General features: G+C 73.1%; 23 protein-coding genes and 3 tRNA genes. 12 read left to right on the plus strand and 14 right to left on the minus strand.

Going from position 1 to position 23404, the window contains the following annotated elements:
* Window positions 1-136: 136 nt before the first annotated feature.
* Complete coding sequence (locus tag FKD65_RS08030; protein ID WP_240810023.1) at window positions 137-1678, plus strand: DHA2 family efflux MFS transporter permease subunit; 1542 nt, start codon at window positions 137-139, stop codon at window positions 1676-1678.
* A gap of 76 nt (window positions 1679-1754) precedes the next feature.
* Here the strand turns inward: FKD65_RS08030 and FKD65_RS08035 are convergent, their stop codons facing one another.
* Together FKD65_RS08035 and FKD65_RS08040 are read right to left on the minus strand one after the other, a co-directional pair.
* Window positions 1755-3290 (minus strand): acyl-CoA synthetase, encoded by a 1536-nt coding sequence (locus FKD65_RS08035; RefSeq protein ID WP_141576872.1) that lies wholly within the window; start codon window positions 3288-3290, stop codon window positions 1755-1757.
* Window positions 3291-3357: 67 nt separating this feature from the next.
* Window positions 3358-3591, minus strand: a complete 234-nt coding sequence (locus FKD65_RS08040; RefSeq protein WP_141576873.1) for a DUF397 domain-containing protein — start codon at window positions 3589-3591, stop codon at window positions 3358-3360.
* Between the two features lie 195 nt (window positions 3592-3786).
* Here FKD65_RS08040 and FKD65_RS08045 point away from each other — a divergent pair, with 195 nt between their 5' ends.
* Window positions 3787-4413, plus strand: a complete 627-nt coding sequence (locus FKD65_RS08045; protein WP_141576874.1) for an ATP-binding protein — start codon at window positions 3787-3789, stop codon at window positions 4411-4413.
* Here the strand turns inward: FKD65_RS08045 and FKD65_RS08050 are convergent.
* Window positions 4391-5821: a trehalose-6-phosphate synthase gene (locus tag FKD65_RS08050; RefSeq protein ID WP_141576875.1), complete on the minus strand. Its 1431-nt coding sequence runs from the start codon at window positions 5819-5821 to the stop codon at window positions 4391-4393. The two genes, FKD65_RS08045 and FKD65_RS08050, sit on opposite strands and share 23 nt — an antisense overlap.
* Window positions 5822-6120: 299 nt before the next feature.
* On the opposite strand from FKD65_RS08050, the gene FKD65_RS08055 reads away from it, so the two are divergent.
* On the plus strand, window positions 6121-7218 hold the full coding sequence (locus FKD65_RS08055) for an FAD-binding protein (RefSeq protein WP_141576876.1): 1098 nt from the start codon (window positions 6121-6123) through the stop codon (window positions 7216-7218).
* Between the two features lie 50 nt (window positions 7219-7268).
* Here the strand turns inward: FKD65_RS08055 and FKD65_RS08060 are convergent, their stop codons facing one another.
* On the minus strand, window positions 7269-7787 hold the full coding sequence (locus FKD65_RS08060) for a YbaK/EbsC family protein (protein ID WP_141576877.1): 519 nt from the start codon (window positions 7785-7787) through the stop codon (window positions 7269-7271).
* 102 nt (window positions 7788-7889) lie between these two features.
* Between FKD65_RS08060 and FKD65_RS08065 the strand changes: the two genes are divergently transcribed.
* From FKD65_RS08065 to FKD65_RS08075, 3 genes are read left to right on the plus strand one after another with little or no spacing between them, the layout of a single operon-like run.
* Window positions 7890-8582, plus strand: coding sequence for a FadR/GntR family transcriptional regulator (locus FKD65_RS08065; RefSeq protein ID WP_205718599.1), 693 nt, complete (start codon window positions 7890-7892; stop codon window positions 8580-8582).
* Complete coding sequence (locus tag FKD65_RS08070) at window positions 8579-9964, plus strand: hypothetical protein (protein ID WP_205718600.1); 1386 nt, start codon at window positions 8579-8581, stop codon at window positions 9962-9964. The genes FKD65_RS08065 and FKD65_RS08070 overlap by 4 nt, the downstream gene beginning before the upstream one ends.
* Entirely contained in the window at window positions 9961-11766 is a 1806-nt protein-coding gene (locus tag FKD65_RS08075; RefSeq protein WP_141576878.1) for a GMC family oxidoreductase, read from the plus strand. Before FKD65_RS08070 ends, FKD65_RS08075 begins: the two co-directional genes overlap by 4 nt.
* 17 nt (window positions 11767-11783) lie before the next feature.
* On the opposite strand, the gene FKD65_RS08080 is transcribed toward FKD65_RS08075, so the two are convergent.
* From FKD65_RS08080 to FKD65_RS08090, 3 genes are read right to left on the minus strand one after another with little or no spacing between them, the layout of a single operon-like run.
* Entirely contained in the window at window positions 11784-12431 is a 648-nt protein-coding gene (locus tag FKD65_RS08080) for a response regulator transcription factor (RefSeq protein ID WP_168220982.1), read from the minus strand.
* The gene (locus FKD65_RS08085) at window positions 12422-13615 is read right to left on the minus strand and encodes a sensor histidine kinase (RefSeq protein WP_240810024.1); all 1194 of its coding nucleotides are present in this window, start codon (window positions 13613-13615) and stop codon (window positions 12422-12424) included. The genes FKD65_RS08080 and FKD65_RS08085 overlap by 10 nt, the downstream gene beginning before the upstream one ends.
* Window positions 13599-14306: a DedA family protein gene (locus FKD65_RS08090; protein WP_141576879.1), complete on the minus strand. Its 708-nt coding sequence runs from the start codon at window positions 14304-14306 to the stop codon at window positions 13599-13601. The genes FKD65_RS08085 and FKD65_RS08090 overlap by 17 nt, the downstream gene beginning before the upstream one ends.
* A gap of 213 nt (window positions 14307-14519) precedes the next feature.
* Here FKD65_RS08090 and FKD65_RS08095 point away from each other — a divergent pair, with 213 nt between their 5' ends.
* From FKD65_RS08095 to FKD65_RS08110, 4 genes are all read left to right on the plus strand, one after another.
* Window positions 14520-15335 carry an SAM-dependent methyltransferase gene (locus FKD65_RS08095; RefSeq protein WP_141576880.1) on the plus strand — a complete coding sequence of 272 codons (816 nt, stop codon included), beginning with the start codon at window positions 14520-14522 and terminating at the stop codon, window positions 15333-15335.
* Window positions 15336-15594: 259 nt separating this feature from the next.
* Window positions 15595-16089 (plus strand): hypothetical protein, encoded by a 495-nt coding sequence (locus FKD65_RS44870; RefSeq protein WP_205718601.1) that lies wholly within the window; start codon window positions 15595-15597, stop codon window positions 16087-16089.
* Window positions 16090-16250: 161 nt separating this feature from the next.
* Window positions 16251-16439: a DUF5999 family protein gene (locus FKD65_RS08105; protein WP_141586573.1), complete on the plus strand. Its 189-nt coding sequence runs from the start codon at window positions 16251-16253 to the stop codon at window positions 16437-16439.
* A 469-nt stretch (window positions 16440-16908) separates the two neighbouring features.
* Window positions 16909-17226: a hypothetical protein gene (locus FKD65_RS08110; protein ID WP_141576881.1), complete on the plus strand. Its 318-nt coding sequence runs from the start codon at window positions 16909-16911 to the stop codon at window positions 17224-17226.
* 39 nt (window positions 17227-17265) lie between these two features.
* Here FKD65_RS08110 and FKD65_RS08115 read toward each other — a convergent pair whose 3' ends face one another.
* The 4 genes from FKD65_RS08115 to FKD65_RS08130 all read right to left on the minus strand — a co-directional run bounded on the left by FKD65_RS08115 (window position 17266) and on the right by FKD65_RS08130 (window position 20778).
* Window positions 17266-17736: an SRPBCC family protein gene (locus tag FKD65_RS08115; RefSeq protein WP_141576882.1), complete on the minus strand. Its 471-nt coding sequence runs from the start codon at window positions 17734-17736 to the stop codon at window positions 17266-17268.
* Between the two features lie 27 nt (window positions 17737-17763).
* On the minus strand, window positions 17764-18561 hold the full coding sequence (locus FKD65_RS08120; RefSeq protein ID WP_141576883.1) for an SAM-dependent methyltransferase: 798 nt from the start codon (window positions 18559-18561) through the stop codon (window positions 17764-17766).
* A 78-nt stretch (window positions 18562-18639) separates the two neighbouring features.
* The gene (locus FKD65_RS08125) at window positions 18640-19809 is read right to left on the minus strand and encodes an acyl-CoA dehydrogenase family protein (RefSeq protein ID WP_141576884.1); all 1170 of its coding nucleotides are present in this window, start codon (window positions 19807-19809) and stop codon (window positions 18640-18642) included.
* An 84-nt stretch (window positions 19810-19893) separates the two neighbouring features.
* Entirely contained in the window at window positions 19894-20778 is an 885-nt protein-coding gene (locus tag FKD65_RS08130; RefSeq protein ID WP_141576885.1) for a LysR substrate-binding domain-containing protein, read from the minus strand.
* 74 nt (window positions 20779-20852) lie between these two features.
* Here FKD65_RS08130 and kdgD point away from each other — a divergent pair, with 74 nt between their 5' ends.
* Window positions 20853-21767 carry a 5-dehydro-4-deoxyglucarate dehydratase gene (gene kdgD, locus FKD65_RS08135; protein WP_141576886.1) on the plus strand — a complete coding sequence of 305 codons (915 nt, stop codon included), beginning with the start codon at window positions 20853-20855 and terminating at the stop codon, window positions 21765-21767.
* Window position 21768: 1 nt separating this feature from the next.
* The gene (locus tag FKD65_RS08140; RefSeq protein ID WP_141576887.1) at window positions 21769-22917 is read left to right on the plus strand and encodes a mandelate racemase/muconate lactonizing enzyme family protein; all 1149 of its coding nucleotides are present in this window, start codon (window positions 21769-21771) and stop codon (window positions 22915-22917) included.
* Window positions 22918-22937: 20 nt separating this feature from the next.
* Here the strand turns inward: FKD65_RS08140 and FKD65_RS08145 are convergent.
* From FKD65_RS08145 to FKD65_RS08155, 3 genes are all read right to left on the minus strand, one after another.
* Window positions 22938-23008: transfer RNA gene (locus tag FKD65_RS08145), tRNA-Gln, on the minus strand.
* Window positions 23009-23097: 89 nt separating this feature from the next.
* Window positions 23098-23169: transfer RNA gene (locus tag FKD65_RS08150), tRNA-Gly, on the minus strand.
* 101 nt (window positions 23170-23270) lie between these two features.
* Window positions 23271-23342: transfer RNA gene (locus tag FKD65_RS08155), tRNA-Ala, on the minus strand.
* Window positions 23343-23404 lie beyond the last annotated feature (62 nt).

The following is a 23404-nucleotide window of genomic DNA, read 5'->3' on the forward strand; positions in this document are numbered from 1 at the left end:
GTTCGCAAAAGTGTCAGTCGCTGCAGTATTTTGCGGCGGTAGGCCTGAACAAGCGCCGAGCAACCCCTGAGACCCCTGAGCAACCGTGCTCACGACCCCCGCGTGCCCGCATGCGGGCCTGACGATTGGAAGAGAGTTGACCGCTCCCGCATCTCCCAAGATGGCGGACGGCCCGCTGGAGAAATCCGACGCGGGAGGAGGACTGGACCGCGGCGTGCTCGCGGCGGCCATGGTGGTCGTCCTCGGGGCGATCATGTCCATCCTGGACGTGACCGTCGTCAACGTCGCGATCAACGACCTGGCGAAGGAGTTCAAGACCTCGCTGGCGACGATCCAGTGGGTCGCGACCGGCTACACCCTGGCGCTGGCCACCGTGATCCCGATCACGGGGTGGGCCTCGGCCCGTTTCGGCACCAAGCGCCTCTACATGATCTCGATCGGCCTGTTCGTGGCCGGCTCGATGCTGGCGGGGATGGCCTGGTCCGCCGAGTCGCTGATCGCCTTCCGGGTGCTGCAGGGCCTCGGCGGCGGCATGATCATGCCGGCCGGCATGACGATCCTGACGCAGGCCGCGGGGCCGCAGCGGGTCGGCCAGGTGATGAGCATCGTCGGCGTGCCGATGCTGCTCGGCCCGATCCTCGGCCCCATCATCGGCGGCTACCTCGTCGACGACGTGTCGTGGCGGTGGATCTTCTTCATCAACCTGCCGATCGGCATCGTCGCGCTGGTGATGGCGGGACGGATCCTCAAGCGCGACCAGCCGAAGAAGACCGAGCGGCTCGACTTCATCGGGCTGATCCTGCTGTCCCCGGGCCTCGCGTCGCTGATCTACGGCGTGGCCAAGGGCGCGGAGCTGAAGGACTTCCTGGCGACCGAGGCGCTGGCCTTCTGGGCCGTGGGCGCCGTGCTGGTGCTCGGGTTCGTGTTCCGGGCGCTGAAGGCCGAGAACCCGCTGATCGACCTGCGGCTGCTCAAGCGGCGCTCGGTGGCGGCCGCGTCCGGCACGATGGTGCTGTTCATGATCGCGTTCATGGGCGCGATGCTGCTGCTGCCGCTGTACTACCAGACCGTGCGCGGCGAGGGGGCCCTCCAGTCCGGCCTGCTGCTGGCCCCGCAGGGCCTCGGCGCGATGATCACGATGCCGATCGGCGGCAAGCTCACCGACCGGATCGGCCCCGGGCGGGTCGTGCTGGTCGGCATGACCGTCGTGGTGCTGTCGGTGTCGGGCTTCGCCGCGATTCTGGAGTCCGACACCTCCTACTGGGCCCTCGGCGGGGCGCTGTTCGTGATGGGCCTCGGCATGGGCATGACGATGATGCCGACCATGGCGGCGGCCATCCAGACGCTCGTCCACGACGAGGTGCCGCGGGCGAGCACGATGCTGAACATCATCCAGCAGGTCTCGGCCTCCGTCGGCACCGCGATGATCTCGGTGCTGCTGGCCAACCGGCTGGCGTCCGAGCTCGGCGGCGGGGCCGGCGGGGAGATCGGCAGCACCGAGAAGGTGCCGCCGGCGGTCATGGAGAAGATCGCCGGGCCGATGGCCGACGCGTTCCAGCACACCTACTGGTACTCGGCGGGGCTGCTGCTGCTGGCGTTCCTGCCCGCGCTGCTGCTGCCGCGCAAGAAGCCGCAGACCCCGGTCGAGGCGGTCGACGCGCCGCTGCCGATGCACTAGAACGCCCCTGGCGCGTTCCAAACCCCGGCCGGGCCCTCAGGGACCCCCGGCCGGGGTTTGGCCTTTCATGAGGGTCTCAGGCCGTGGCGGACCGCGTCCGGGCCCAGTACTCGTCCTTCAGGAGCCGCTTGTAGAGCTTGCCCGTCGGGTGCCGGGGCAGCTCGGCGCGGAAGTCGACCGAGCGCGGGCACTTGTAGTGGGCGAGCCGGTCGCGGCAGTACGCGATCAGCTCGGCCTCCAGCTCGGGGCCCGCGTCGTCCGCCGACAGCGGCTGGACGACGGCCTTGACCGCCTCCCCCATCTCGTCGTCCGGGACGCCGAACACCGCGACGTCGGCGACCTTCGGGTGCACCGCGAGGACGTTCTCGGCCTCCTGCGGGTAGATGTTCACCCCGCCACTGATGATCATGTAGGCGCGGCGGTCGGTGAGGTAGAGGAAGCCGTCCTCGTCCACGTGGCCGACGTCGCCGAGGGTCGTCCAGCCGTGCCCCCAGGGATCGCGGGACGCGGCCGTCTTCGCCTCGTCGGCGTGGTACTCGAACACCGGGCCGTTGCCGAAGTAGAGCGTGCCCGACTCCCCGGGAGGCAGCTCCCGGCCGTCCTCGTCGCAGACGTGGACCTCGCCGAGGATGGGACGGCCGACGGTGCCCTTGTGCGCCAGCCAGTCCTCCGAGTTCGTGTAGACGAAGCAGTTGCCCTCGGTGCCCGCGTAGTACTCGTGCAGGATCGGCCCCCACCAGTCGATCATCTGCTCCTTGACGGGGACGGGGCAGGGCGCGGCGGCGTGCACGGCGCAGCGCAGCGACGACACGTCGTAGCGGGCGCGGGTCTCCTCCGGGAGCTTCAGCATCCGGATGAACATGGTCGGCACCCACTGGCTGTGCGTGACGCGGTACCGCTCGATCGCGGCGAGGGCCTGCTCGGGGTCGAACCTCTCCATCACGACGACGGTGGCGCCGAACCGGTGGAAGTTGAGCGAGTACCGCAGCGGCGCGGCGTGGTAGAGCGGCGCCGGGGAGAGGTACACCGAGTCGGCGTCGGGCTGAAAGAGGAACGCCAGGAGCTGGTACAGCGGCCCCGCCTCGCCCATCGGCGCCTTGGACAGGGCCGGTTTCACGCCCTTGGGGCGGCCCGTCGTGCCGGACGAGTAGAGCATGTCCACGCCCTCGCACTCGTCCTCGATCGGGGCGGGCGGGTGCTGCGCGACGCGCTCCTCGTAGGACTCGTAGCCCGGGGCGGTGCCGCCGAGCATCAGGCGAAGCGGCACGTCCGGCGGCGACTGGGCGGCGACCTCCATCGCCGTGCTGGTGATGAAGACCTTCGCCTCGCAGTTGTCCGCGATGTAGGCGAGCTCGTCGGCCTGGAGCCGCGAGCTGATCGCGGTGTAGTAGAGACCGGACCTCTGCGCGGCCCAGGCGACGGCCAGGTAGAGCGGATGGTTCTCCAGCATGAACGCGACGTGGTCCCCCGGCCGCAGCCCCTCCGCGCGGAGGAGCTGCGCGAGCCGGTTGGACTCCTCGTCGAGTTCCCGGAAGGTCACGACCCGCCCGGAGCCCGCCATGACGACGGCGGGCTTGTCGGGCGTCCGAGCGGCTATCTGCCCCAGGTGCATGGCCGCAACCTACCTGGCCGGACCGGCGAATGGAATCCCATTCGGTTTTCTGCGGTACCGGACGGGGTCAGACGAGCATGTGGTCGAAGTCACCGTCCTTGGCTCCTCCGACGAACGCCTCCACCTCCTCGCGCGTGTAGACGAGGATCGCCCCCTCGGGATCCCTGGAGTTGCGCACGGCGATGTCCCCCGTGGGGAGTTCCGCCATCTCGACGCAGTTGCCGGACGGGTTGCTCCGCCGGCTCTTCTGCCAGACGAGCCCGCCGCGCCGGACGTCCGACATCTGGTGGTGGCCGTCCATCAATGCCCCCTCTAGGCGTCTCGGCCTCCCTGTCCCGGGAGACCGCGATCTCGCCCCACCCCACACCATGGTACGAGATGCACGTGCATTCGTTCTTGCATTCGTTCATGCAGACGGCCTTGCATCTGCACGACTTGGGGAGCAAGATAGCGAACGCTCGCCGGTGACCAACCCGCACGCCTCTGAGGTTTGACAATGACCGTTGACCAGGCAGACGAAGTCGTAGCCCCCGCGGCCCTGGGGGGCGGGCGGCCACGGCACGTCTCGGCCGTCCGCACGCCCTGGCCGGACGCCCCGCCGATGACGCTCGGCACGGACGTCCCCGAGCAGTCCGCGCGCGTCCAGGCCGCCCCCGGCCTCGCCGGGCTCTGGCCGGCCCCGCACGCCGGTACCCCGCGCACGGCCCGGCGGGTGCTCCCGGCCGAGATCACCGCGCCCCGGTCGGCGCGGGAGTTCACTCAGGTCACGCTGGACGCGTGGGGCCTGGCCGACGACTCCGGGGACGTGGTCGTCGCCGTGTCGGAGCTGGTGACCAACGCGCTGCGGCACGGCCTGGAGGGCCTGCCCCAGCCGCTGCCGCTGTGCCCGATCCAGCTCGTCCTGATCGGCCACCCGAGGCGGCTGGTCGTGTCGGTGACCGACCCGGGCGCACGCGCGCCCGAGCCGGTGCGCGCCGACCTCGACCGGTGCGCGGAGGGCGGCCGCGGCCTCGTCGTCGTCGGCGCGGTCAGCGACTCCTGGGGCTGGTCCCGCCTCGCGACCGGCGGGAAGGCCGTCTGGGCGGCCTTCGACCTGCGCTTCAGCCCTCCAGAACAGCCGTAGTCTCGGCCGCGGCCGGCCGGGCGGGGTTCTCCAGCTCGCTGAGGAACGCCTGGGCCCACCGGTCGACGTCGTGCTCGATGACGCGGCGGCGCATGGCGCGCATCCGCCGCGCCTGCTCGGCGGGCTCGGCGTTCAGCGCGGCCATCAGGGTGCCCTTCAGCCCGTCGATGTCGTAGGGGTTGACCTGGAAGGCGCCGCGCTTCAGCTCGGCGGCCGCCCCGGTGAACTCGCTGAGCACGAGCGCGCCCCGCAGGTCCTTGCGGCAGGCCACGTACTCCTTGGCGACAAGGTTCATGCCGTCGCGCAGCGGGGTCACCACCATCACGTCCGCCGCGAGGTACAGCGCGGTCAGCTCGGCGCGGCCATACGAGCTGTGCAGGTAATGGATGACCGGAAACCCGATCTCGCCGTGCTCCCCGTTGATCCGCCCGACGAGCTGCTCGATCTCCTCCCGGAGCAGCTGGTACTGCTCGACGCGCTCCCGGCTCGGCGTCGCGATCTGCACGAACACCGCCTGGCCGGGCTTGATGTGGCCCTCCTGGACCAGCTCCCCGAACGCCTGGAGCCGCTGCGTGATGCCCTTGGTGTAGTCGAGCCGGTCGACGCCCAGCAGCACGGTCGCGTCGCCGAGGTCCGTGCGGATCTCCTGCGCCCGCTCCTGGACGTCCTCACGCCCGACCAGGTCGTTCAGCTCGCCCACGTCCACCGAGATGGGGAACGCGCGGGCCCGCACGACGCGGTCGTCCCAGAAGACGTCCTGCTTGTGGAAGCGGGCGTCCAGGAGCCGGCGGCAGAGCCGCACGAAGTTGGCCGCCGCGCCGGGGAGCTGGAAGCCGACCAGGTCGGCTCCTAGCAGCCCCTCCAGGATCCGCCGCCGCCACGGCAGCTGCCAGAACAGCTCCACCGGCGGGAAGGGGATGTGCAGGAAGAACCCGATGCGCAGGTCGGGACGCAGCTCGCGGAGCATCTGCGGGACGAGCTGGAGCTGGTAGTCCTGCACCCAGACCATGGCGTTCTTCGAAGCGACCTTCGCCGCCGCCTCGGCGAAGCGCCGGTTCACCCGGACGTAGGCGTCCCACATCGCCCGGTCGTAGACGGGCGTGGCGACGACGTCGTGGTAGAGCGGCCACAGCGTGGCGTTCGAGAACCCCTCGTAGTAGAGCTCGACCTCCTGCGCGGACTGCGCGATGGGATGCAGCGACATGCCGTCCTCCTCGAACGGCTCCAGCTCCTCGTCCGGCGCGCCCGTCCAGCCGATCCACGTGCCATGCCTGCGCCTCATCACCGGCGCGATCGCGCTGACCAGCCCGCCCGGGCTGCGCCGCCAGCGCGGGACGCCGTCGGCTCCGACCTTCCGGTCCACCGGCAACCGGTTGGCCACCACAACGAACTCACTACCGCGCGACACTCTGCGACCCGCCTCTCCAGGGAACTCTCAGCGCTCACTCATGCCCAGAAACGGTCAACGGGAACATCTTGTCACTTCGACGCAAAGGACCCGAGGCCCGCAAAGGGGGATGTCAGGCGGCCGGGGCGGCGCAGACCGAGGATTGGAGCGGGCCATATTCCTTTCCCGGCTGGTGACCGCTGTTGACGCACCAGTCACACGGCCCGGCACGGCGGCGCGGAAAGTTACCTAGATCACAGTCGCGCCGGTGCGGCTAACGTGCTCGGAAGGCGCTGACCACCACGTGACGGAGGCACCTCATGCGCGACTTCGGGGGCATCGTCGAACGCTCGCCCGCGCGGACCGTCCGGCCGGCCACGGCGCGGGAGGCCGCGGCGGCGGTCCGCGAGGCCGCCGCGCACGGCCTCGAAGCGGTGCCGCGGGGCCTCGGGCACTCCACCTACGGGCAGTCGCTGACCTCGGGCGTGTCGCTCGACCTGAGCGGGCTCGCGGGCGTGCATGAGGTCCGCCCCGACCGCGCGGTGGTCGGGGCCGGGACGAGCTGGCGCGCGGTCCTCGCCGCGACCCTGCCGCTCGGGCTGACCCCGCCCGTCCTGACCGACCACCTCGACGTCACCGTCGGCGGGACGATCTCCGCGGCCGGCGTCGGCGGGACGTCCCACCGGTACGGGACGCAGGCCGACAACGTCCTCGCCCTGGACGTGGTCGTGGACGGGGAGCCCGTCGCCTGCTCCTCGTCCGTCCGCCCGGACGTCTTCGACAGGGTCCGCGGCGGGCTGGGCCGGCACGGCGTGATCACCGGGGCTACCCTGCGGCTCGTCCCGGCGCCCGAGCGGGTGCTGTCCTGCACGGTCCCGTGCCGGGACGCCGCCGACCTCCTGCGCGTCCAGCGCGAGACCCGGGCCGAGCACGTCTCGGGCCAGGTCAAGCCCTCCGAGACCGGCTGGGCGTACGAGGCCAAGGCCGTCCTGTACGGGCCGGGCGAACCGCCTCCCGGCACGACCGAGACCGAGGAACTCCCCTACGCCGACTTCGCCGACCGGCTGCGTCCCGACGTGGCCGAGCTGGTCGCGCTCGGCGAGTGGGCGCGCCCGCACCCGTGGGGCATGGTCCTGCTGCCCGGCTCCGCGGCCGCGGCGGTGATCGGGGCGACGGTCGCCGAGATGACCCCGGCGGACCTCGGCCTCGGCGTGGTCCTCGTCAAGGCGCTGCGGGTGGACCGCGTCCCGATGCTGGCGGCGCCTGACGATCCCGTCCTGTTCAGCGTGCTGCGCACCGCCTCCCCGGGCTGCGCGTCCGTCGCGGAGATGCTCGAAGCCAACCGGACCCTGCTCACCCGCGCCGAAGCGGTCGGCGGCGTCCGCTACGCCGTCGACTCCGTCCCGCCCGCGGGGTAGGCGGACTGGAACGCCAGACGCCGGCCGCCCCCGAGGCGGGCTGGGAGCGCCTACTGCGCCAGGGCGATGACCTCGGCGCCGGGGAGGCCGGTCAGGGCCTTGCCGGGGAGGAGGAGCTTGGATCTGCGCAGACCGCTGCCGATGACGACCCGCGGTGCGGCGGCGACGGCCTCGTCCACAAGGATCGGCCAGCCCTCGGGGAGGCCGACCGGGGTGATACCGCCGTACTCCATGCCGGTCAGGGACGTGGCGTCGGCCATCGGCGCGAAGGAGACCTTCCGGGCGCCCAGGTGCTTGCGGACCACGCCGTTCACGTCCGCGCGGCCGGTCGCGAGGACCATGCAGGCGGCGTGGGCGACCTCGCCGCCGCGCTTGGCGGCCACGACCACGCAGTTGGCGCTGATGTCGAGGGGGACGCCGTAGCGCTCGCAGAACGCCGCCGTGTCGGCGAGGTCCGGGTCGATCTCGGCGGCCTCCGCGCCGGTCAGGCCGCCTATCGCCGCGGCCACCGGATCCGCCAGCAGGTCGCGCCGTTCGTTCGCCGGTCCCCAGTCGAGCGTGCCGACCATGTTCCGCCCCCTCTCGTGACGCCACCCACCCTGCCATGGCCTTGACGCCATGGCGGCGCGCGTGGTCCAGTGGCTCATCCACTCATCCTCTGGAGGTTGCCGGTGCCGTCCTCCCCGATCCCCCGCGACACCGTCGTCGACGCCCTCGTCGACCGGCTGCGCGACGACGTGCTGAGCGGCCGCTACCCGCCCGGCTCCTACCTGCCGCCGGAGCGCGACCTCGCCGCCGGCTACGAGGTCACCCGGACGTCGCTGAAGCACGCCATCGTCCGGCTGGCGCAGGCCGGGCTGCTGGAGACGCGGCACGGCGTCGGGACGCGGGTCCGCGACTACGAGCGGCTGGGCGGGCCCGAGCTGCTGCCGATGCTGGTCAGCACGGTCGGGGCCGCCTGGATGGCGGAGATCTTCGAGGTGCGCCGGGAGGTCGGCGCGCAGGTCGCGGCCAAGGCGGCGGTCCACGCGACCGGCGAGCAGCGGGAGCGGCTGCGGGAGCTGGCCGCGCGGGTGCGCGACGCCGCCGGAGGCGAGGAGGCGCAGCTCGCCGAGTGCGAGGTCCACCGGGTCGTCGCCGCGGCCACCGGCAACCGCGTCTACGGGTTCATGGTCAACGCCCTGCTGAACGCCTACCTCGCCGTCCGGGAGGGCTTCACGCACGCGTTCGCCGACCCGCCGGCCGCCGCCGACCGGCTCGCACCCCTGATCGACGCCCTGTGCGAGGGCGACGCCGCGCGGGCGCGCGCGGCGGCGGGCGCGTACTTCGCCGAGACCGAGTCGATCATGCGGGGTGAGCGGTGAGCGCGCGGCGCACGGTGTTCGGCGAGGTGATGGAGGGGACGCTGCGGCTCGCCGGGGAGGACCGCGAGCGTCCGATGCGGCTGGAGCTCGCCGCCGACCTGCCGGGCGTCCTGCGCCCCTGGGGAGACGCGGAGGGGGCGCTCACCGGACGCGTCCACGTGCCGGACTGGGCGGACGACCCCGCGGCGGCCGGGCGGCTGCGGGTGGCGCCGATCGCGGCGCGCCGGATCCGCTACACCCTCGCCTTCACCTCCGGCGACGGGCGGCGGCTGCGCCTGGACGGCTGGAAGACCATCACCCCGCGGCGGCCCGTCCGGTCGATGACGCTCCTGCCGCTCACGGTGACCGACGAGGAAGGGGCCGTGGTGGGCGAGGCGCGGCTGCGCTTCCACCTGCGCCGCGACCTCGCCCGGTTCCTCGGCGGCTTCCGGTTCCCCGGGCCCGACCCGATGCGGTCGCGCTGGCGCGGCCAGGCCGGGCGGCTGGAGGTCTGGTACACGACGCTGACCGACCCGGCGACCGGAACCGGCGTCTGGATCCACCACGAGCTCGTCGCGCCGGACAGGGACGGGCGGGACGGGGGCGGGGCGCGGGCGCACGGCTGGGCCGCGGTCTTCCCGCCCGGAGAGGCGCCGGTGCTGGCTCGGTTCGGCCCGCGGGAGTGGAGCCCCCCGGAGGACGCGGGGTTCGCCGCCGGGCCCGTCGTGCAGGCCGGCGACCGGCTCGCGGGCACCGCCGGGGACGTCACCTGGGACCTGCGCGAGACCGGCGGCGGACCGCCCCTCTACACGTTCCCGCGCTGGGCGTGGGAGTCGGAGCTGCTGCCGGCCGCGCAGATCGTCCCGAGGCCGGACGCGAGGTACGACGGCGTGGTCCGCTTCGGCGACCGCGCCCTCGAACTGGAGGCCGCGCCCGGCGCGTCCGCCCGGATCTACGGGCACGGGAACGCGCGACGCTGGGCGTGGCTGCACGCCGACCTCGGCGGCGGGGACGTGTGCGAGATCGTGGCGGCGGTCTCGACGCGGCCGGGGATGAACCGGCTCCCGCCGCTGCCGTTCCTCCGGCTCCGGGTGGACGGCGCGGACCTCGCCTCCGGCGACCCGCTGCTCGCGGCGCTGCGGCTGCGCGCCGACATCGGCCTGCCCGTCTGGACGGTCCAGGGCCGCCTCGGCGACCGGGCCGTCCACGTGCGGGTGGCGCTGCCGCCCGGGGAGACCGTCTCGGTCGACTACGCCGACCCGGACGGCGCGCCGGCCGTCTGCCACAACTCCGAGCGCGCCGACGTCCGGATCGTCCTGGCCCGGCGGGCGGGGCGCGGCTGGGAGACCGAGCGCGAGTGGCGGCTCGACGGCACCGGGCACGCGGAGGTGGGGCTGCGATGAGCGCGATGACCGGAGCGGTCGCGGCGCTGCTCGGCATCGAGGACGCCGGCGACGTGGCCCGCGTCTCGGCCCGCGCGGAGGCCATCGGCCGGGCGATGCCGGCGCCCGCACGGCTCGGGCTGCGCGCCGGGGCGGGCACGCTGGACGCGCTCTCCCGGCTCGCCACCGGGCACCCGCTGGACGGCCTGGACGCCGACCGCCGGGACGCGTTCTGCGCCCTGCTGACCTCCCGCGAGCCGGCGGCCCGGCTCGTGGAGGCGCTGAAGATCCCCCTGCTGCTGGCCGCCGGCACCGAGCTGCTGCCGCTCCCCCGGGCCGCCGGCGACCCCCGTCCCGACGCGCCGCTCGACTGCACGCCGTCGGGCGGCTGGCCCGCGTGCTCGACCGCCGACGCGGTCGTGGTCGGGTCGGGCGCGGGCGGCGCGATGGCGGCGCGGACCCTCGCCCGGCGCGGCATGTCGGTGGTCGTCCTGGAGGAGGGGCGGCGGTTCACGGTCGCCGAGTTCCGCGAGCGCCCCCCGCTCGACCGCTTCCTCGACCTGTACCGGGACGGCGGCTCCACCGTCGCGCTCGGGCGCCCGCCCGTGCTGCTGCCCCAGGGCAGGGCCGTCGGCGGGACGACCGTGGTCAACAGCGGCACCTGCTACCGGACGCCGGACCGCGTCCTTCGGCGGTGGGCGGGGCTCGGCGTCCCGGTCGAGGCCTTCGGCGACCGGCTCGACGAGGTCGAGGCCACGCTGAGGGTCGCGCGGCAGCCGCTCGGGCCCCTCGGCCGCAACGGGCTCCTCGCCCTGGAGGGCGCGCAGCGGCTCGGCTGGCGCGCGGGCCCGCTGCGCCGCAACGCGCCCGACTGCGTGGGCAGCGGGCAGTGCGCCGCCGGCTGCCCGCACAACGCGAAGTACGGCGTCCACCTGAACGCGCTCCCCCAGGCATGCGAGGCGGGAGCGCGGATCGTCTCGCAGGCCCGGGTCGACCGGATCCTCGTCGAGCGCGGCACCGCCACCGGCGTGCGCGCGCGCCGCCCCGACGGCACGGTCTTCGAGATCCTCTCGCCGCGGGTCGTCGTCGCGGCCGGTGCCACGGAGACGCCCCTGCTCCTGCGGCGGTCCGGGCTCGGCGGGCACCCCGAGGTGGGGCGCGGCATGGCCGTGCACCCCGCGACGAACATCGCCGGGCGCTTCGCCGAGCCGGTCGTGTCGTGGTCTGGGGTGATGCAGAGCGTCGGCGTCGAGGAGCTGCACGGCGACGGGATCCTCATCGAGGCCACGGCGAGCCCGCCCGGCATGAGCTCGTTCCCGCTGCCGGGCTCGGGGCGGGCGCTGCGCCGCGCGCTGGAGGGCGCCGACCGCCTCGCCGTGCTCGGCGCGATGATCGCCGACGCGCCGTCCGGCCGCGTGCACGGCGCCCGGCACCGCGCGATCGTCCGCTACGACCTGGCGCGGGAGGACGCGGCCCGGCTGCGGCGGGCCCTCGTCGCGATGGGCCGGATCCTGTTCGCGGCGGGCGCCGAGGAGGTCCTCACCGGCCTGCCCCGCCACCCGGTGGCCCGCGACGAGGCCGAGCTCACCCGCGCCGCGGCGATGGCGCCCGCCGGCGACCTGCACCTCGCCGGGTTCCACCCGACCGGGACGGTGAAGTCGGGCGCCGACGCGGCGAGGGCGCCGGTGGACCCGTCCGGGCGGCTGCGGGGCGTGCGCGGCGTGCACGTCGCCGACGCGTCGGTGCTGCCGACCTGCCCCGAGGTGAACCCGCAGCTCACCGTCATGGCGATGGCGCTGCGGATCGCCGAGGGGATCGAGTAGGCCGCCCCGCGCCCCGGTCAGGAGCCGAGGTAGCGCAGGACGGCGAGGACGCGGCGGCTGTACCCGGTCGCCTGCGACAGGTCGAGCTTGTCGAAGATCGCGTTGACGTGCTTCTCGACGGCGCTCTGCGAGATGTGCAGGTGGGCGGCGATCGAGGCGTTGGTGTGCCCCTGCGCCATCGTGTCGAGGACGTCCCGCTCGCGCGGGGTGAGGCGCGCCAGCGGGTCGTCCCGGGCGCCGTGCGCGGCCAGCAGCCGGCGCACCACCTCCGGGTCGAAGGCGGCGCCGCCCGCGCCGACGCGCTCCAGGGCGTCGAGGAACTCGTCGACCTGCGCGACCCGGTCCTTCAGCAGGTAGCCGACCCCGGCGGTGTCCGCGGTGATCAGTTCGGTGGCGTAGCGCTTCTCCACGTACTGCGAGAGGACGAGCACGGCGACGTCCGGCCAGCGCCGCCGGATCTCCAGCGCGGCGCGCAGGCCCTCGTCGGTGTGGGTCGGCGGCATCCTGACGTCCACCACCACGACGTCGGGCGGGCCCTCGGCCACCGCTGCGATCAGGGCGTCGCCGTCGCCGACGGCCGCCTCCACCCGGTGGCCCTCCTCCGCGAGCAGCCGGACCAGCCCCTCGCGCAGGAGCGTGGAGTCCTCGGCGAGCATCACCCGCACGGCAGCTCCGCGGTGATCACGGTGGGGCCGCCGCGCGGGCTGTCCACGGAGAACGTCCCGTCCAGCGCGGCGACCCGGCGGGCCAGCCCGGCGAGGCCGCCGCCCGCGGGGTCGGCTCCCCCGTTCCCGTCGTCGCGGATGCGCACACCGATCATTGTCGCCGATCCCGCGCGGTGCCGGCGGAGGACGGCCACCCGCACCGACGCGGCGCCGGAGTGCTTCGCGGCGTTCGTGACGGCCTCGCACACGACGAAGTAGGCGGCGGTCTCGACCGCGTGCGGGACCCGGTCCGGGACGTCGTAGTCGATCTCCACCGGCAGGGCGGACCGCTCGGCCACCGTCTCCAGGGCCGCCCGCAGCCCTTCCCCGTCCAGCGCGGCGGGGTAGACCCGCCAGGTGACCTCCCGCAGGTCGGCCAGCGCCCGCTGCGACTCCTCGTGCGCCTGCCTCAGCAGCTCCGACGCCCGTTCCCCGTCGCCCGCGCGGCGGGCCCGGCCGATCAGCATGCCGAGCGCCACGAGCCGCTGCTGGACGCCGTCGTGCAGGTCCCGCTCGATGCGGCGGCGCTCGTCGTCCACCGCGTCCACCACCTGCGCCCGCGTGACCGACAGCTGCGCGATGCGGCGCTCGTACTCCTCCAGCGGGCTCGGCCCCAGGCACCGCCTGGCCACGCTCCGCTCCATCACCGCGACCCCGACCAGGCCCTGGACGGCGAGGAAGAGCAGGACCACGCCCGCGACCGCGGTGTAGAGGACGATCCACCAGCTCGGCGGGATGCCGTCCAGGTGGTCGCCGGTGATCCACCAGCCGACCGCGAGGCGCACCGCGACCGCCGCGCCGTAGGCGACCAGCAGCAGGATCACTCCGCCGAGCAGCCCCACCGGAACCCGCAGCACCAGGTACGCGAGCGCCTTCAGCGGCCCGTAGCGGACGGCCCGGCCCTCGCCGAGGAACGCCCTGAGCCTCCACAGCTCCAGCTCGGCCAGGAGTTCGGCGCCGTCCGCGACCGCCGCGGGGACCTTGCGGCGCCCGCGCGAGAACGCCATCGAGTAGGCCATCAGGAGGGCCGCCACCGCCAGCAGCACCAGCTCCGCTCCGGCGGTGGCCGCGCCGAGCAGCAGGCCGACCGCGGCCCGCGCCACCGCGCGCGGGCCGCCGCGCCGCACCTCAGAAGTCGCGATCACTTTCGAGCACCTCCGCTCGGTCGGCCCCTGCCCCCGGCCGCCGCGAGGACCTGCGAGCCTTCACGATACGTACGGCGACGAACGCCGCCGCCGCCAGTCCGGCCAGCGCGAGCACGGCCGTGGAGTAGGCGCCGACGAACTCCTCGACCGTCCGCCAGTTGTCCCCGAGCCCGTATCCGGCCAGGACGAACGCCGTGTTCCACAGCAGGCTGCCGAGGGTGGTGTAGAGCAGGAAGACCCCCATGCCCATCCGCTCGACCCCCGCGGGGACGGAGATCAGGCTGCGGAAGATCGGGACCATGCGGCCGAAGAACACGGCCTTGGCGCCGTGCTTGGCGAACCACGCCTCCGTCCGGTCCAGGTCGTCGAGCTTGAGCAGCGGCAGCCGGTCCACCAGCGCGCGGATCCGGCGCCGTCCGATCAGCGCCCCGATCCCGTACAGGGCCAGCGCCCCGACCACGCTGCCGGCCGTCGTCCACACGAGCGCCGCCACCAGGCTCATCCGGCCCTGCGCCGCCGAGAATCCCGCGAGCGGGAGGATCACCTCGCTCGGCAGCGGCGGGAACAGGTTCTCCAGCGCGATCGCCAGCCCCGCCCCGGGTGCGCCCAGCCGGTCCATCAGATCCGTCGCCCACCCGGCGACGCCCCCGGCCGGCTCGCCCCCGGACGCCGCGTACATCGTCTCGATCATGTACACGACGCTAGGAACCGGGGCGGGCCGCCGCCATGGAGCGCACCGCCGACCCTTCCGGCCGCGTCCCGCACCCCCTCCCCTGCGGAAAACCGCACCCCACCGCGCCCCAGACCGCCAAAACCCGGACGAGGGCGGAGAACCGCCCTAAAGTTGGATCACCGCCGTCGCCCGTTCAGGGGATCAGGGCGCACAACAGAAGGAGCCGCGCGCGTGGCCGACGACCTCCCAGAGAACGCGCCTCCGGGCATCGACCCCTCCACGCCCACCTTCGCGCGCGTGTACGACTACTTCCTCGGCGGCAAGGACAACTTCGCCGCCGACCGCGAGGTGGCCGACATGGTCATGCAGCTCGTGCCGGAGGCCCCCGTCGTGGCGCAGGGCAACCGGGTCGCCATCGAGCGGGCCGTCACCTACATGGCGCGCGACCTCGGGATCGACCAGTTCGTGGACATCGGCTCGGGGCTGCCCACCTCCTCCAACGTGCACCAGTTCGCCCGGTCGGCCAACCCCGCCGCGCGGGTCGTCTACGTCGACAACGACCCGATCGTGCTGGCGCACGGGCGCGCGCTGCTGACCGAGAGCGGCGTCGCGACGTTCATCCAGGGCGACCTGTACGAGCCGGAGAAGATCTTCACCGACCCCGCGCTGACGGGGCTGCTCGACCTGTCGCGGCCGGTGGGGGTCGTGCTGGCGGCGATCATCCACCACGTGCCGGACGAGCGCGACCCGGCGGGCGTCGTCCGGGCGCTGCTCCCGTTCCTGGCGCCGGGCAGCCACGTCGTGCTCACCCATCTGCACGACGCGGGGGACGACCCGCGGGTCGAGGAGGCCAAGCGCGTCCTCCAGTCGGGGCTCGGCGGGTCCTACTTCCGGCACTCCTCCGAGATCGAGCGGTTCATGGAGGGCCTCACGATCCTGGAGCCGGGGGTGGCCAACGTGACCGAATGGCGGCCCGCCGGTCCGACCGGCCCGCTGGAGCACCCCCTGCACACCCAGATGGTCGCCGTGCTCGGCCGGAAGGACTGATCGGCGGATTCAGCGGAGAGTGAAACCGGCTCCGCCGCCCGCCGCCGCGGAGGAGCCTCGGAGGCCCGGTTCCCGCAGGCCCCGAGGTTCTGGACGGCCTCGCCGCCGGTTTCGGGCCCGGGGCACGGTCATGATCCAGGTAAAGGATCTTTTTGATCGACTTTTCCGTTGTCGGGCCTTTCTTGTAGCGTTCGCAGCGTTTTGTGAAGTGCATTCATGATCGGACCTTCCCGCCACAAGATCATCTGAGGACGCCGCGATGCCCCTGGCGACAGGACTGGCCGCGGCCGCGCTCCTGGGCCTGCTGACGCTCCTGGCCACCGCGCGGCGCGGCAGGTGCCGAGACCGTTCGGACGAGCACCCCGAGTCGCTCACGGCCGTCCTCGACCCGGGGGACGAGGAGTACCTCGCGTGGCTGGCCGACCACCACTGGCCGGCCGACGAGTACCTCGACCTCGAGCACGAGTGGCGCGTCGAGCTGGAGTTCGGCGAGCCGGCGGGGCACTACGAGTCGCCGCTGTGCCCCCGGTGCGACCTGCGGCGCGAGGACGTCTGGCCGTGCCCCGCCTGCGGAAGGCTCCTGCACTCCTCCTGCGGCCACGGGATGCGGCGCCGCACCGTGGAGCGCCCGTACCGGACGCACGGCACCAACTCCGAGGCCGTCATCGCCGAGTGGATCTGCACGGGCTGCACGGCCGTCGTCGGCCTGGACGTGGACCACGGCGGCGAGCCTGACGAAGGCGTCTTGTGGTGAATCGGCCCTGATTGCCCGAGCTTCGGCGGATTCACACGTGTTCGTTGGTAAAAAATTCGTCATCCACTTGCATATTTCGGACGTGGCGCGGCAGGCTGAAGTTTGTCCTTAAACACGTGGGACACCCGTGGAGGAACCCTGTGACCGCCGAACACCGCACCATCTGCACGCACGAGCCGCTCTGTCCGCAGCCGGACGACCTCGACCGCGAGGCCGCGCGCATCGTCGCCGCCCACCCCGAGCAGGGGTGGAGCCTTCTCTGCAACGGCGTCGTCGTCTTCGACGACACCGGCGAACTGCTTCCCGACGGGCGCGTCATCGCCCCGCACCGCCCCACCACGGCCGCCTAGACCCGCGGCCCCCACCGGCACGCCCATCTGACGGCCTGCCGGCCCCCTCCGGCGCCGGGCGAGCCCCTCCACGCCGCCCGCGCCACCGCACCGCTCCGGCAGTCGCCCGGGACCGGTGCCGTTCTCTCTGTCGCGGCCCATGCCGAGACCACTTTTCCGCACCCGCATCCGGCGACCACCAGCGGATTCCATCCCTCACACCAAAGCCTGGCAGCATGCGCCGCGATTCCGCGTGTCGCGGCACTCCCGCGCGGAGATCGCGCCAGCCTTGGAGAAGTGATCGGACCGGACGGGGCGGCCCAGCCGCCCGTCGCCGGTCCGCGCGCGCCCGCGGGAGCCTCCACGGGATCTTCGTCTCGAGCGGTTCGCATGTCGGGCTCCCATCCGGCGGGCGATCCCGGTAGCGTTCAACTGTTTTGCTACTTACGCAACATTCATGCGGAACTCGACCGCGGAAGGACGGTGTGGTGTGGTCACAGTCCAGGTCCTCGCGTCCCTGGTCGCCCTGTTCGGCCTCTTCCTGCCGAATCTCCTCCACCCCATGCAGCCGCGACCCGTCCCGGAGCCGCAGGGGCTCGCCCCCGAGGCCCCGCGCCCCGTCGCGGTCCCTCCCCCGGCCGCCGAGCCCCCGGGCCACCCGGAGTCCATGACCGCCGAACTGGACCCCGGCGACGAGGAGTACCTCGCCTTCGTGGCCGACGAGCTCTGGCCCGACGACGAGTACCTGGAGCTTGAGCACACCTCCGACGGCGAAGAGGAGTCCGGCGGCAGCAGCATGCTCAGGTGACGGATCGGGTGGCCGTGGAGCGTTTCGGCACGCGACCGGTCAGGTGGTGGGGAGCGGGGCCCCGGTCTCCAGGAGGGTCTTGAGGCCGGACAGGACGTGCGGCCAGCCCTCCCGGGACATGCCGAGCAGCACCTCCCCGCCCTCGTGGACCACGGTCAGCCTCACCGTCCCCCCGACGGGTTCGAGTTCGAAGGTCACCTTCGAGCGGGGCTCCAGGAGCAGCCTGGCCCGGGTCTCCTCGTCCACGCCGGTGGCCCGCCCCCACTCCGGCGTGAAGGTGTGCCAGGTGTAGGAGAGGCGCCGGCCCGGCTCCGCTTCGAGGACGACCTGCTCGGGATGGGACGTCGACGCGCCCTCCTCGTGCCAGATGACGGCGGACCCGGGCTTCCAGTCGGTCTCGAAGGCCACGCCCCAGTAGCGGCGGGTGAGGTCCGGTTCGGTGAGCGCCTCCCAGAGCCGCTCCGGCGTGGTGCCGATGTACAGCGTGTAGACGAACTCGGTTCCGGTCATCGGGGCCTGTTCCGTGCGAGGTCGGGTCTAGGGTTTGCGGCCCACGGCGCCGTAGGCGTCGACGGCCTCCGGCTCGGCGGCCGCGTCCGGCCGCCAGTGCGTCACCGGGACGACGCCCGGCTCCACCAGTTCCAGCCCGTCGAAGAAGCGCCCGATCTCCTCGGGCGTCCGCAGGACGAGGTGCGCGTTGCCCGAGGCGTTCCAGACGTCCACGATGCGGTCGGACGCCTCGCCGTGCACGACGTTCGTCCCGTCGTACATGGCGAGGTAGCTGCCCGAGGGCACCGCGTCCATGAGCCGCCGCACGATCCCGTACGCCTGGTCGTCGTCCGGGACGAACTCCAGGATGCCCATCAGCGTGAACGCGACCGGCTTCCCGAGGTCGAGCGTCTCGGCGGCGCTCTCCAGGATCGAGTCGGGATCGCGCAGGTCCGCGTGGATGTAGGCGGTGTTCCCCTCGGGCGTGCTGGTGAGCAGGCCCTTCGCGTGCTCCAGGACCAGGGGGTCGTTGTCGACGTAGACGATCCTCGACGCGGGCGCGGCGCGCTGGGCGACCTCGTGGGTGTTGTCCACCGTCGGCAGCCCCGTGCCGATGTCGACGAACTGCCGGATCCCGGCCTCGGCGGCCAGGTGCCACACCACCCGGTTCAGGAACAACCGGGAGGCGCGCGCCAGCCGGGCGACGTCCGGCAGCATCCCGAGGATCTGGTCTCCGACCTCGCGGTCCACCGGGTAGTTGTCCTTGCCGCCCAGCCAGTAGTTCCAGATGCGCGCCACGTGCGGGACGCTCGTGTCGATGCCGGGCACGGGCCTCTGGTCGCTCATGGGCCACCCCCTCGGCCGTTCCCCTTCCCGCTACGGACGAAGGTCAGTCATCCCGCCGGGTTCCTCGGCGCGGACCGGTTACTTGAGAAGCTGGCGGGCCATGACCATGCGCTGGATCTGGTTGGTGCCCTCGTAGATCTGGGTGATCTTGGCGTCGCGCATCATCCGCTCCACCGGGAACTCGCGGGTGTAGCCGTACCCGCCCAGCAACTGCACCGCATCAGTGGTCACGTCCATCGCCACATCCGAGGCCAGCGCCTTGCACGCCGAGGACACCAGCGTCAGATCCGCCACCCTCTCACCGGCCATCGCCCGCTCGGACTTGATCGCCGCGTGATAGGTCAGCTGCCGCGCCCCCTCCAACCGCATCGCCATGTCGGCCAGCATGAACTGCACACCCTGGAAATCAGCGATCGCCTTGCCGAACTGCCGCCGCTGCTTGACATACCCCACCGCGAAGTCCAGCGCCCCCTGCGCGATCCCCAACGCCTGCGCCGCGATCGTGATCCGCGTATGGTCCAGCGTCGCCAGCGCCGTCTTGAACCCCGTCCCCTCGGCCCCGATCATCCGATCCGCCGGCACCCGCACCCCCTCCAAGAGCACCTGCCGGGTCGGCGACCCCTTGATCCCCAGCTTGCGCTCCTTGGGCCCGAACGAGACCCCCGCATCCAGCTCGGAATCCACCACGAACGCCGAGATCCCCCGCGCCCCCGCACCCGGCTCGGTCACCGCCATCACCGTGTAGTACCGCGACACCCCCGCATTGGTGATCCACATCTTGGCGCCGTCCAGCACCCAGTGATCCCCATCACGCACCGCACGCGTGCGCATCCCCGCCGCATCCGACCCCGCATCCGCCTCCGACAACGCATAGGAGAACATCGCCTCCCCCCGCGCCACCGGCCCCAGGAACCGCTCCTTCAACCCCGCCGAACCCGCCAGCAGCACCGGCACCGTCCCCAGCTTGTTCACCGCCGGGATCAACGACGACGACGCGCACACCCGCGCGACCTCCTCGATCACGATCACCGTCGCCAGCGCATCGGCCCCCGCACCCCCGTACGATTCGGGCACGTGCACCGCCTGCAGACCATTGGACACCAACGCGTCCAACGCCTCCTGCGGGAACCGCGACTCCTCGTCCACCTCCGCCGCGAAAGGAGCGATCTTGGCCTCGGCCAGCTCACGCACCGTCACCCGCAGCAGCTCATGCTCCTCCGACGGCGCGTACGCGGGAAAGTCGCTCATCGTTCCTCCAGGAAGCGGGTGGTCCGGGCCGATATTTTGACGGCCAATATTTGGACGCCAAAATAAGCGAGCGGACGGACGCCGTCAAGGCGCTCGCAGGTGGCGGAGCAGCCGCTCGAGCGCCGGGTTGTCGTTGCCGCGCCGCCAGGCGAGGCTCAGCTCGACGGGAGCCGGATCGGGCAGCTCGACGGGCCGGTACGTCAGGCCCGCGTAGCGGAGCCGGGCCGCGGCCGCGGGCACGAGGGCGAGGCCCCAGCCGCAGTCGACCAGCGCGAGGATGCTGTGCACCTGGCTGAGGTACTGCGCGTACACGGGCGAGACGCCGGCCTGCCGGAACAGGCTGATCAGCAGGTCGTGGAAGTAGCGGGCCTCGACGGGCGAGTACATGATGAGCCGCCGCCCGTCCAGGTCGGCGAGGGAGAGCGGGCCGTCCCCCTCCGCCAGGGGGTGGCCGCTCGGGACCGCGGCGAGCAGCGCCTCGCGGTCGGCGCGGCGCTCCACCAGGTCGGGGTCGCTCACCGGAGGGCGGAGCAGCCCGAGGTCGAGGCCGCCGTCGGCGAGCGCGCGCACCTGGTCGCGGGTCACCATCTCCCGCAGCACGATCCCGACGCCCGGCAGCTCCGTCCGCGCGGTCTCCAGGACCCGGCCGAGCGCGGTGTGGGCGCTCGCGGCGGTGAAGCCCAGCGTGATCGTCCCGGCCTCCCCCGCCGACACCTGCCGGACGGAGGTCGCGGCCTGGTCGGCCTGCTGGAGCAGCCGGCGGGCCTCGACGAGGAACGCGCGCCCGGCCGGGGTGAGGCGCACCGAGCGGTTCGTCCGGTCGAACAGCCGCACCTTCAGCTCGTTCTCCAGCAGCTGGATCTGGCGGCTGAGCGGTGGCTGCGTCATGCGCAGCCGCGCGGCCGCCCGGCCGAAGTGCAGTTCCTCGGCGACGGCCACGAAGTTCGCGAGCTGGGTGAGCGTGAACATCGATTCACTTCGGGTATCAGTGGATGCGTTTTCTGTGTTGGACCTGGATCGATCGCCCATCCTAGCCTCGGGGCATGAAGCAGACCGCGCCCGACGAGGTCGCCCGCAGGCTCGGGTCCGGGCTCCTGTCGTTCCCCGTCACCCACTTCCGCGACGACCTGTCGTTCGACGAGGACGCCTACCGGGACAACATCGCCCGGCTCGGCGAGTACGACGTGGCGGGACTGTTCGCCGCGGGCGGGACCGGCGAGTTCTTCTCACTCGCGCCGGACGAGGTCGGGTGGGTCGTGCGCGCGGCGGTCGCGGAGGCGCCGGACGGCGTCCCGGTCGTCGCGCCCGCCGGGTACGGGACGGCGGCGGCCGTGCGGATGGCCGAGGACGCCGAGCGCGCGGGCGCCGACGGGGTCCTGCTGTTCCCGCCCTACCTGACCGAGGCGCCGCAGGAGGGCCTCGCCGCCCACGTCCGGGCCGTGTGCGAAGCGACCGCCCTGGGCGTGACGATCTACAGCCGCGCCAACGCCGTCTACCAGGACGCGACGGTCGCGGGGCTGGCCGACGCCTGCCCCAACCTCGTCGGCTTCAAGGACGGGGTTGGCGACCTGGAGCTGATGACGCGGATCCGGTCCCGGCTCGGCGACCGCCTCGTCTACATCGGCGGGCTGCCGACCGCCGAGACCTTCGCGCTCCCCTACCGGGAGATGGGCGTCACGACGTACTCCTCGGCGATCTTCAATTTCGCCCCGGAGTTCGCGCTCGCCTTCCACGCCGACGTCCGCGCCGGCGACCGGGAGGCCGTCCGGCGGCGGCTCGCGGAGTTCGTCCTGCCGTACTGCGAGATCCGGAACCGCCGCAAGGGCTACGCGGTGAGCATCGTCAAGGCGGGCATGCGGGTCACCGGGCATCCCGCCGGCCCCGTCCGGCCGCCGCTGACGGATCTGACCGGCGCGGAGACCGATCTGCTCGCGGAACTCGTGAAGCGGGTCGGCTGAGATGGAGGCCGCCGGGGAGGCGACCCTCGACCGGATCGCCTGGATCGAGCTGTCGTCGGTCATGCTGCCGCTGGCCGCGCCGGTCAGCGACGCGAAGGTGCTCACCGGGCGGCAGCGGCCGATGACCGAGGTGGTGCTCCTGTTCGCCGAGATCGGCACCGAGGGAGGGCACGAGGGCGTCGGCTTCGGATACTCCAAGCGCGCCGGCGGCCCCGGCCAGTTCGCGCACGCCGCCGAGATCGCCCCCGCCGCCCTCGGCCAGGACCCGAGCGACATCGGCAGGATCGCGGCGGTGCTGGAGTGGGCGGGCGCCTCGGCCGGGCGCGGCGGCCTCGCCGGGCAGGCGATCGCCGCCGTCGACATCGCGCTGTGGGACCTCAAGGCCAGGCGCGCGGGACTGCCGCTCGCCAAGCTCCTCGGCGCGCACCGCGACTCCGTCCGCTGCTACGACACCTCGGGCGGGTTCCTGAGCGCCCCGCTGGAGCAGGTGGTCGACAACGCCGGCGCGGCCGCGCGGGCCGGGATCGGCGGCGTCAAGATCAAGGTCGGGCATCCCGACCAGGCCGAGGACCTGCGCCGCGTCGCCGCCGTCCGGGAGCGGCTCGGCGACGGGTTCCCGCTCATGGTGGACGCCAACCAGCAGTGGGACCGGCCGGCGGCGCGCCGCATGGGACGGGCGCTGGAGGAGTTCGGCCTGACCTGGATCGAGGAGCCGCTGGACGCCCACGACGCCGAGGGGCACGCCGCGCTGGTCCGCGTGCTCGACACCCCCGTCGCCACCGGGGAGATGCTCACCAGCGTGGCCGAGCACCGCGAGTTCATCGACCGGGGCGCCGCCGACGTCCTCCAGCCGGACGCCCCGCGCATCGGCGGCATCACGAACTTCCTCAAGGTCGCCGCGCTCGCGGAGCACCGGCACCTGCGGCTCGCCCCGCACTTCGCGATGGAGATCCACCTTCACCTGGCCGCCGCGTACCCGTCGGAGACGTGGGTGGAGCACTTCGACTGGCTCGGCCCGCTGTTCGAGGAGCGGCTCGTGATCGGGGACGGGCGGATGCGCGTCCCGGCCCGGCCGGGCCTCGGTATCACGCTCAGCGAGCAGGCCCGCGCCTGGACCACGCGGCGGACCCTCGTCGGGACCCGCCCCTGAGACGCGCCGGGGCGGACGAGCTGCTGGAGCAGGACTCGAACCCGCATGACGTGATCCAGAGTCACGCATCCTGCCGTTGGATGATCCAGCACGGGTGCCCGCCGGCGGGCGGTGGCGTCCGCCCGCCGAGGGCACGGGGAGGACCGGCCGGGGGTCGTTACTCCCGCCGGTCCAGTCCGGAGCCGCACCCGGGAGTCGAACCCGGTCCTGCTGGGTGGTAGCCAGCCGCCTCACCATTTCGGCCTGTGCGACGGGCGGAGCCGACAAAGGCTCCGCTCGGTGGCCGTCCGGGGAGTCGAACCCCGTCCTCCCGGTCTTCACCCGGGCGCTCATCCGCATGAGCTTGAAGGCCGTGGATCGGGCCGGACTCGAACCGGCATCCCCCCGCTTGCAAGGCGGGTGCTCTCCCATTGAGCTACTGACCCAGGTTGATCGTCGACAGACGATGGAATGTGGCTCGCGGTGTGGAACGAGAAAGGCCGCCGGG

The sequence above is a fragment of the Actinomadura sp. WMMA1423 genome, from assembly GCF_006547145.1.
GTDB lineage: Bacteria > Actinomycetota > Actinomycetes > Streptosporangiales > Streptosporangiaceae > Spirillospora.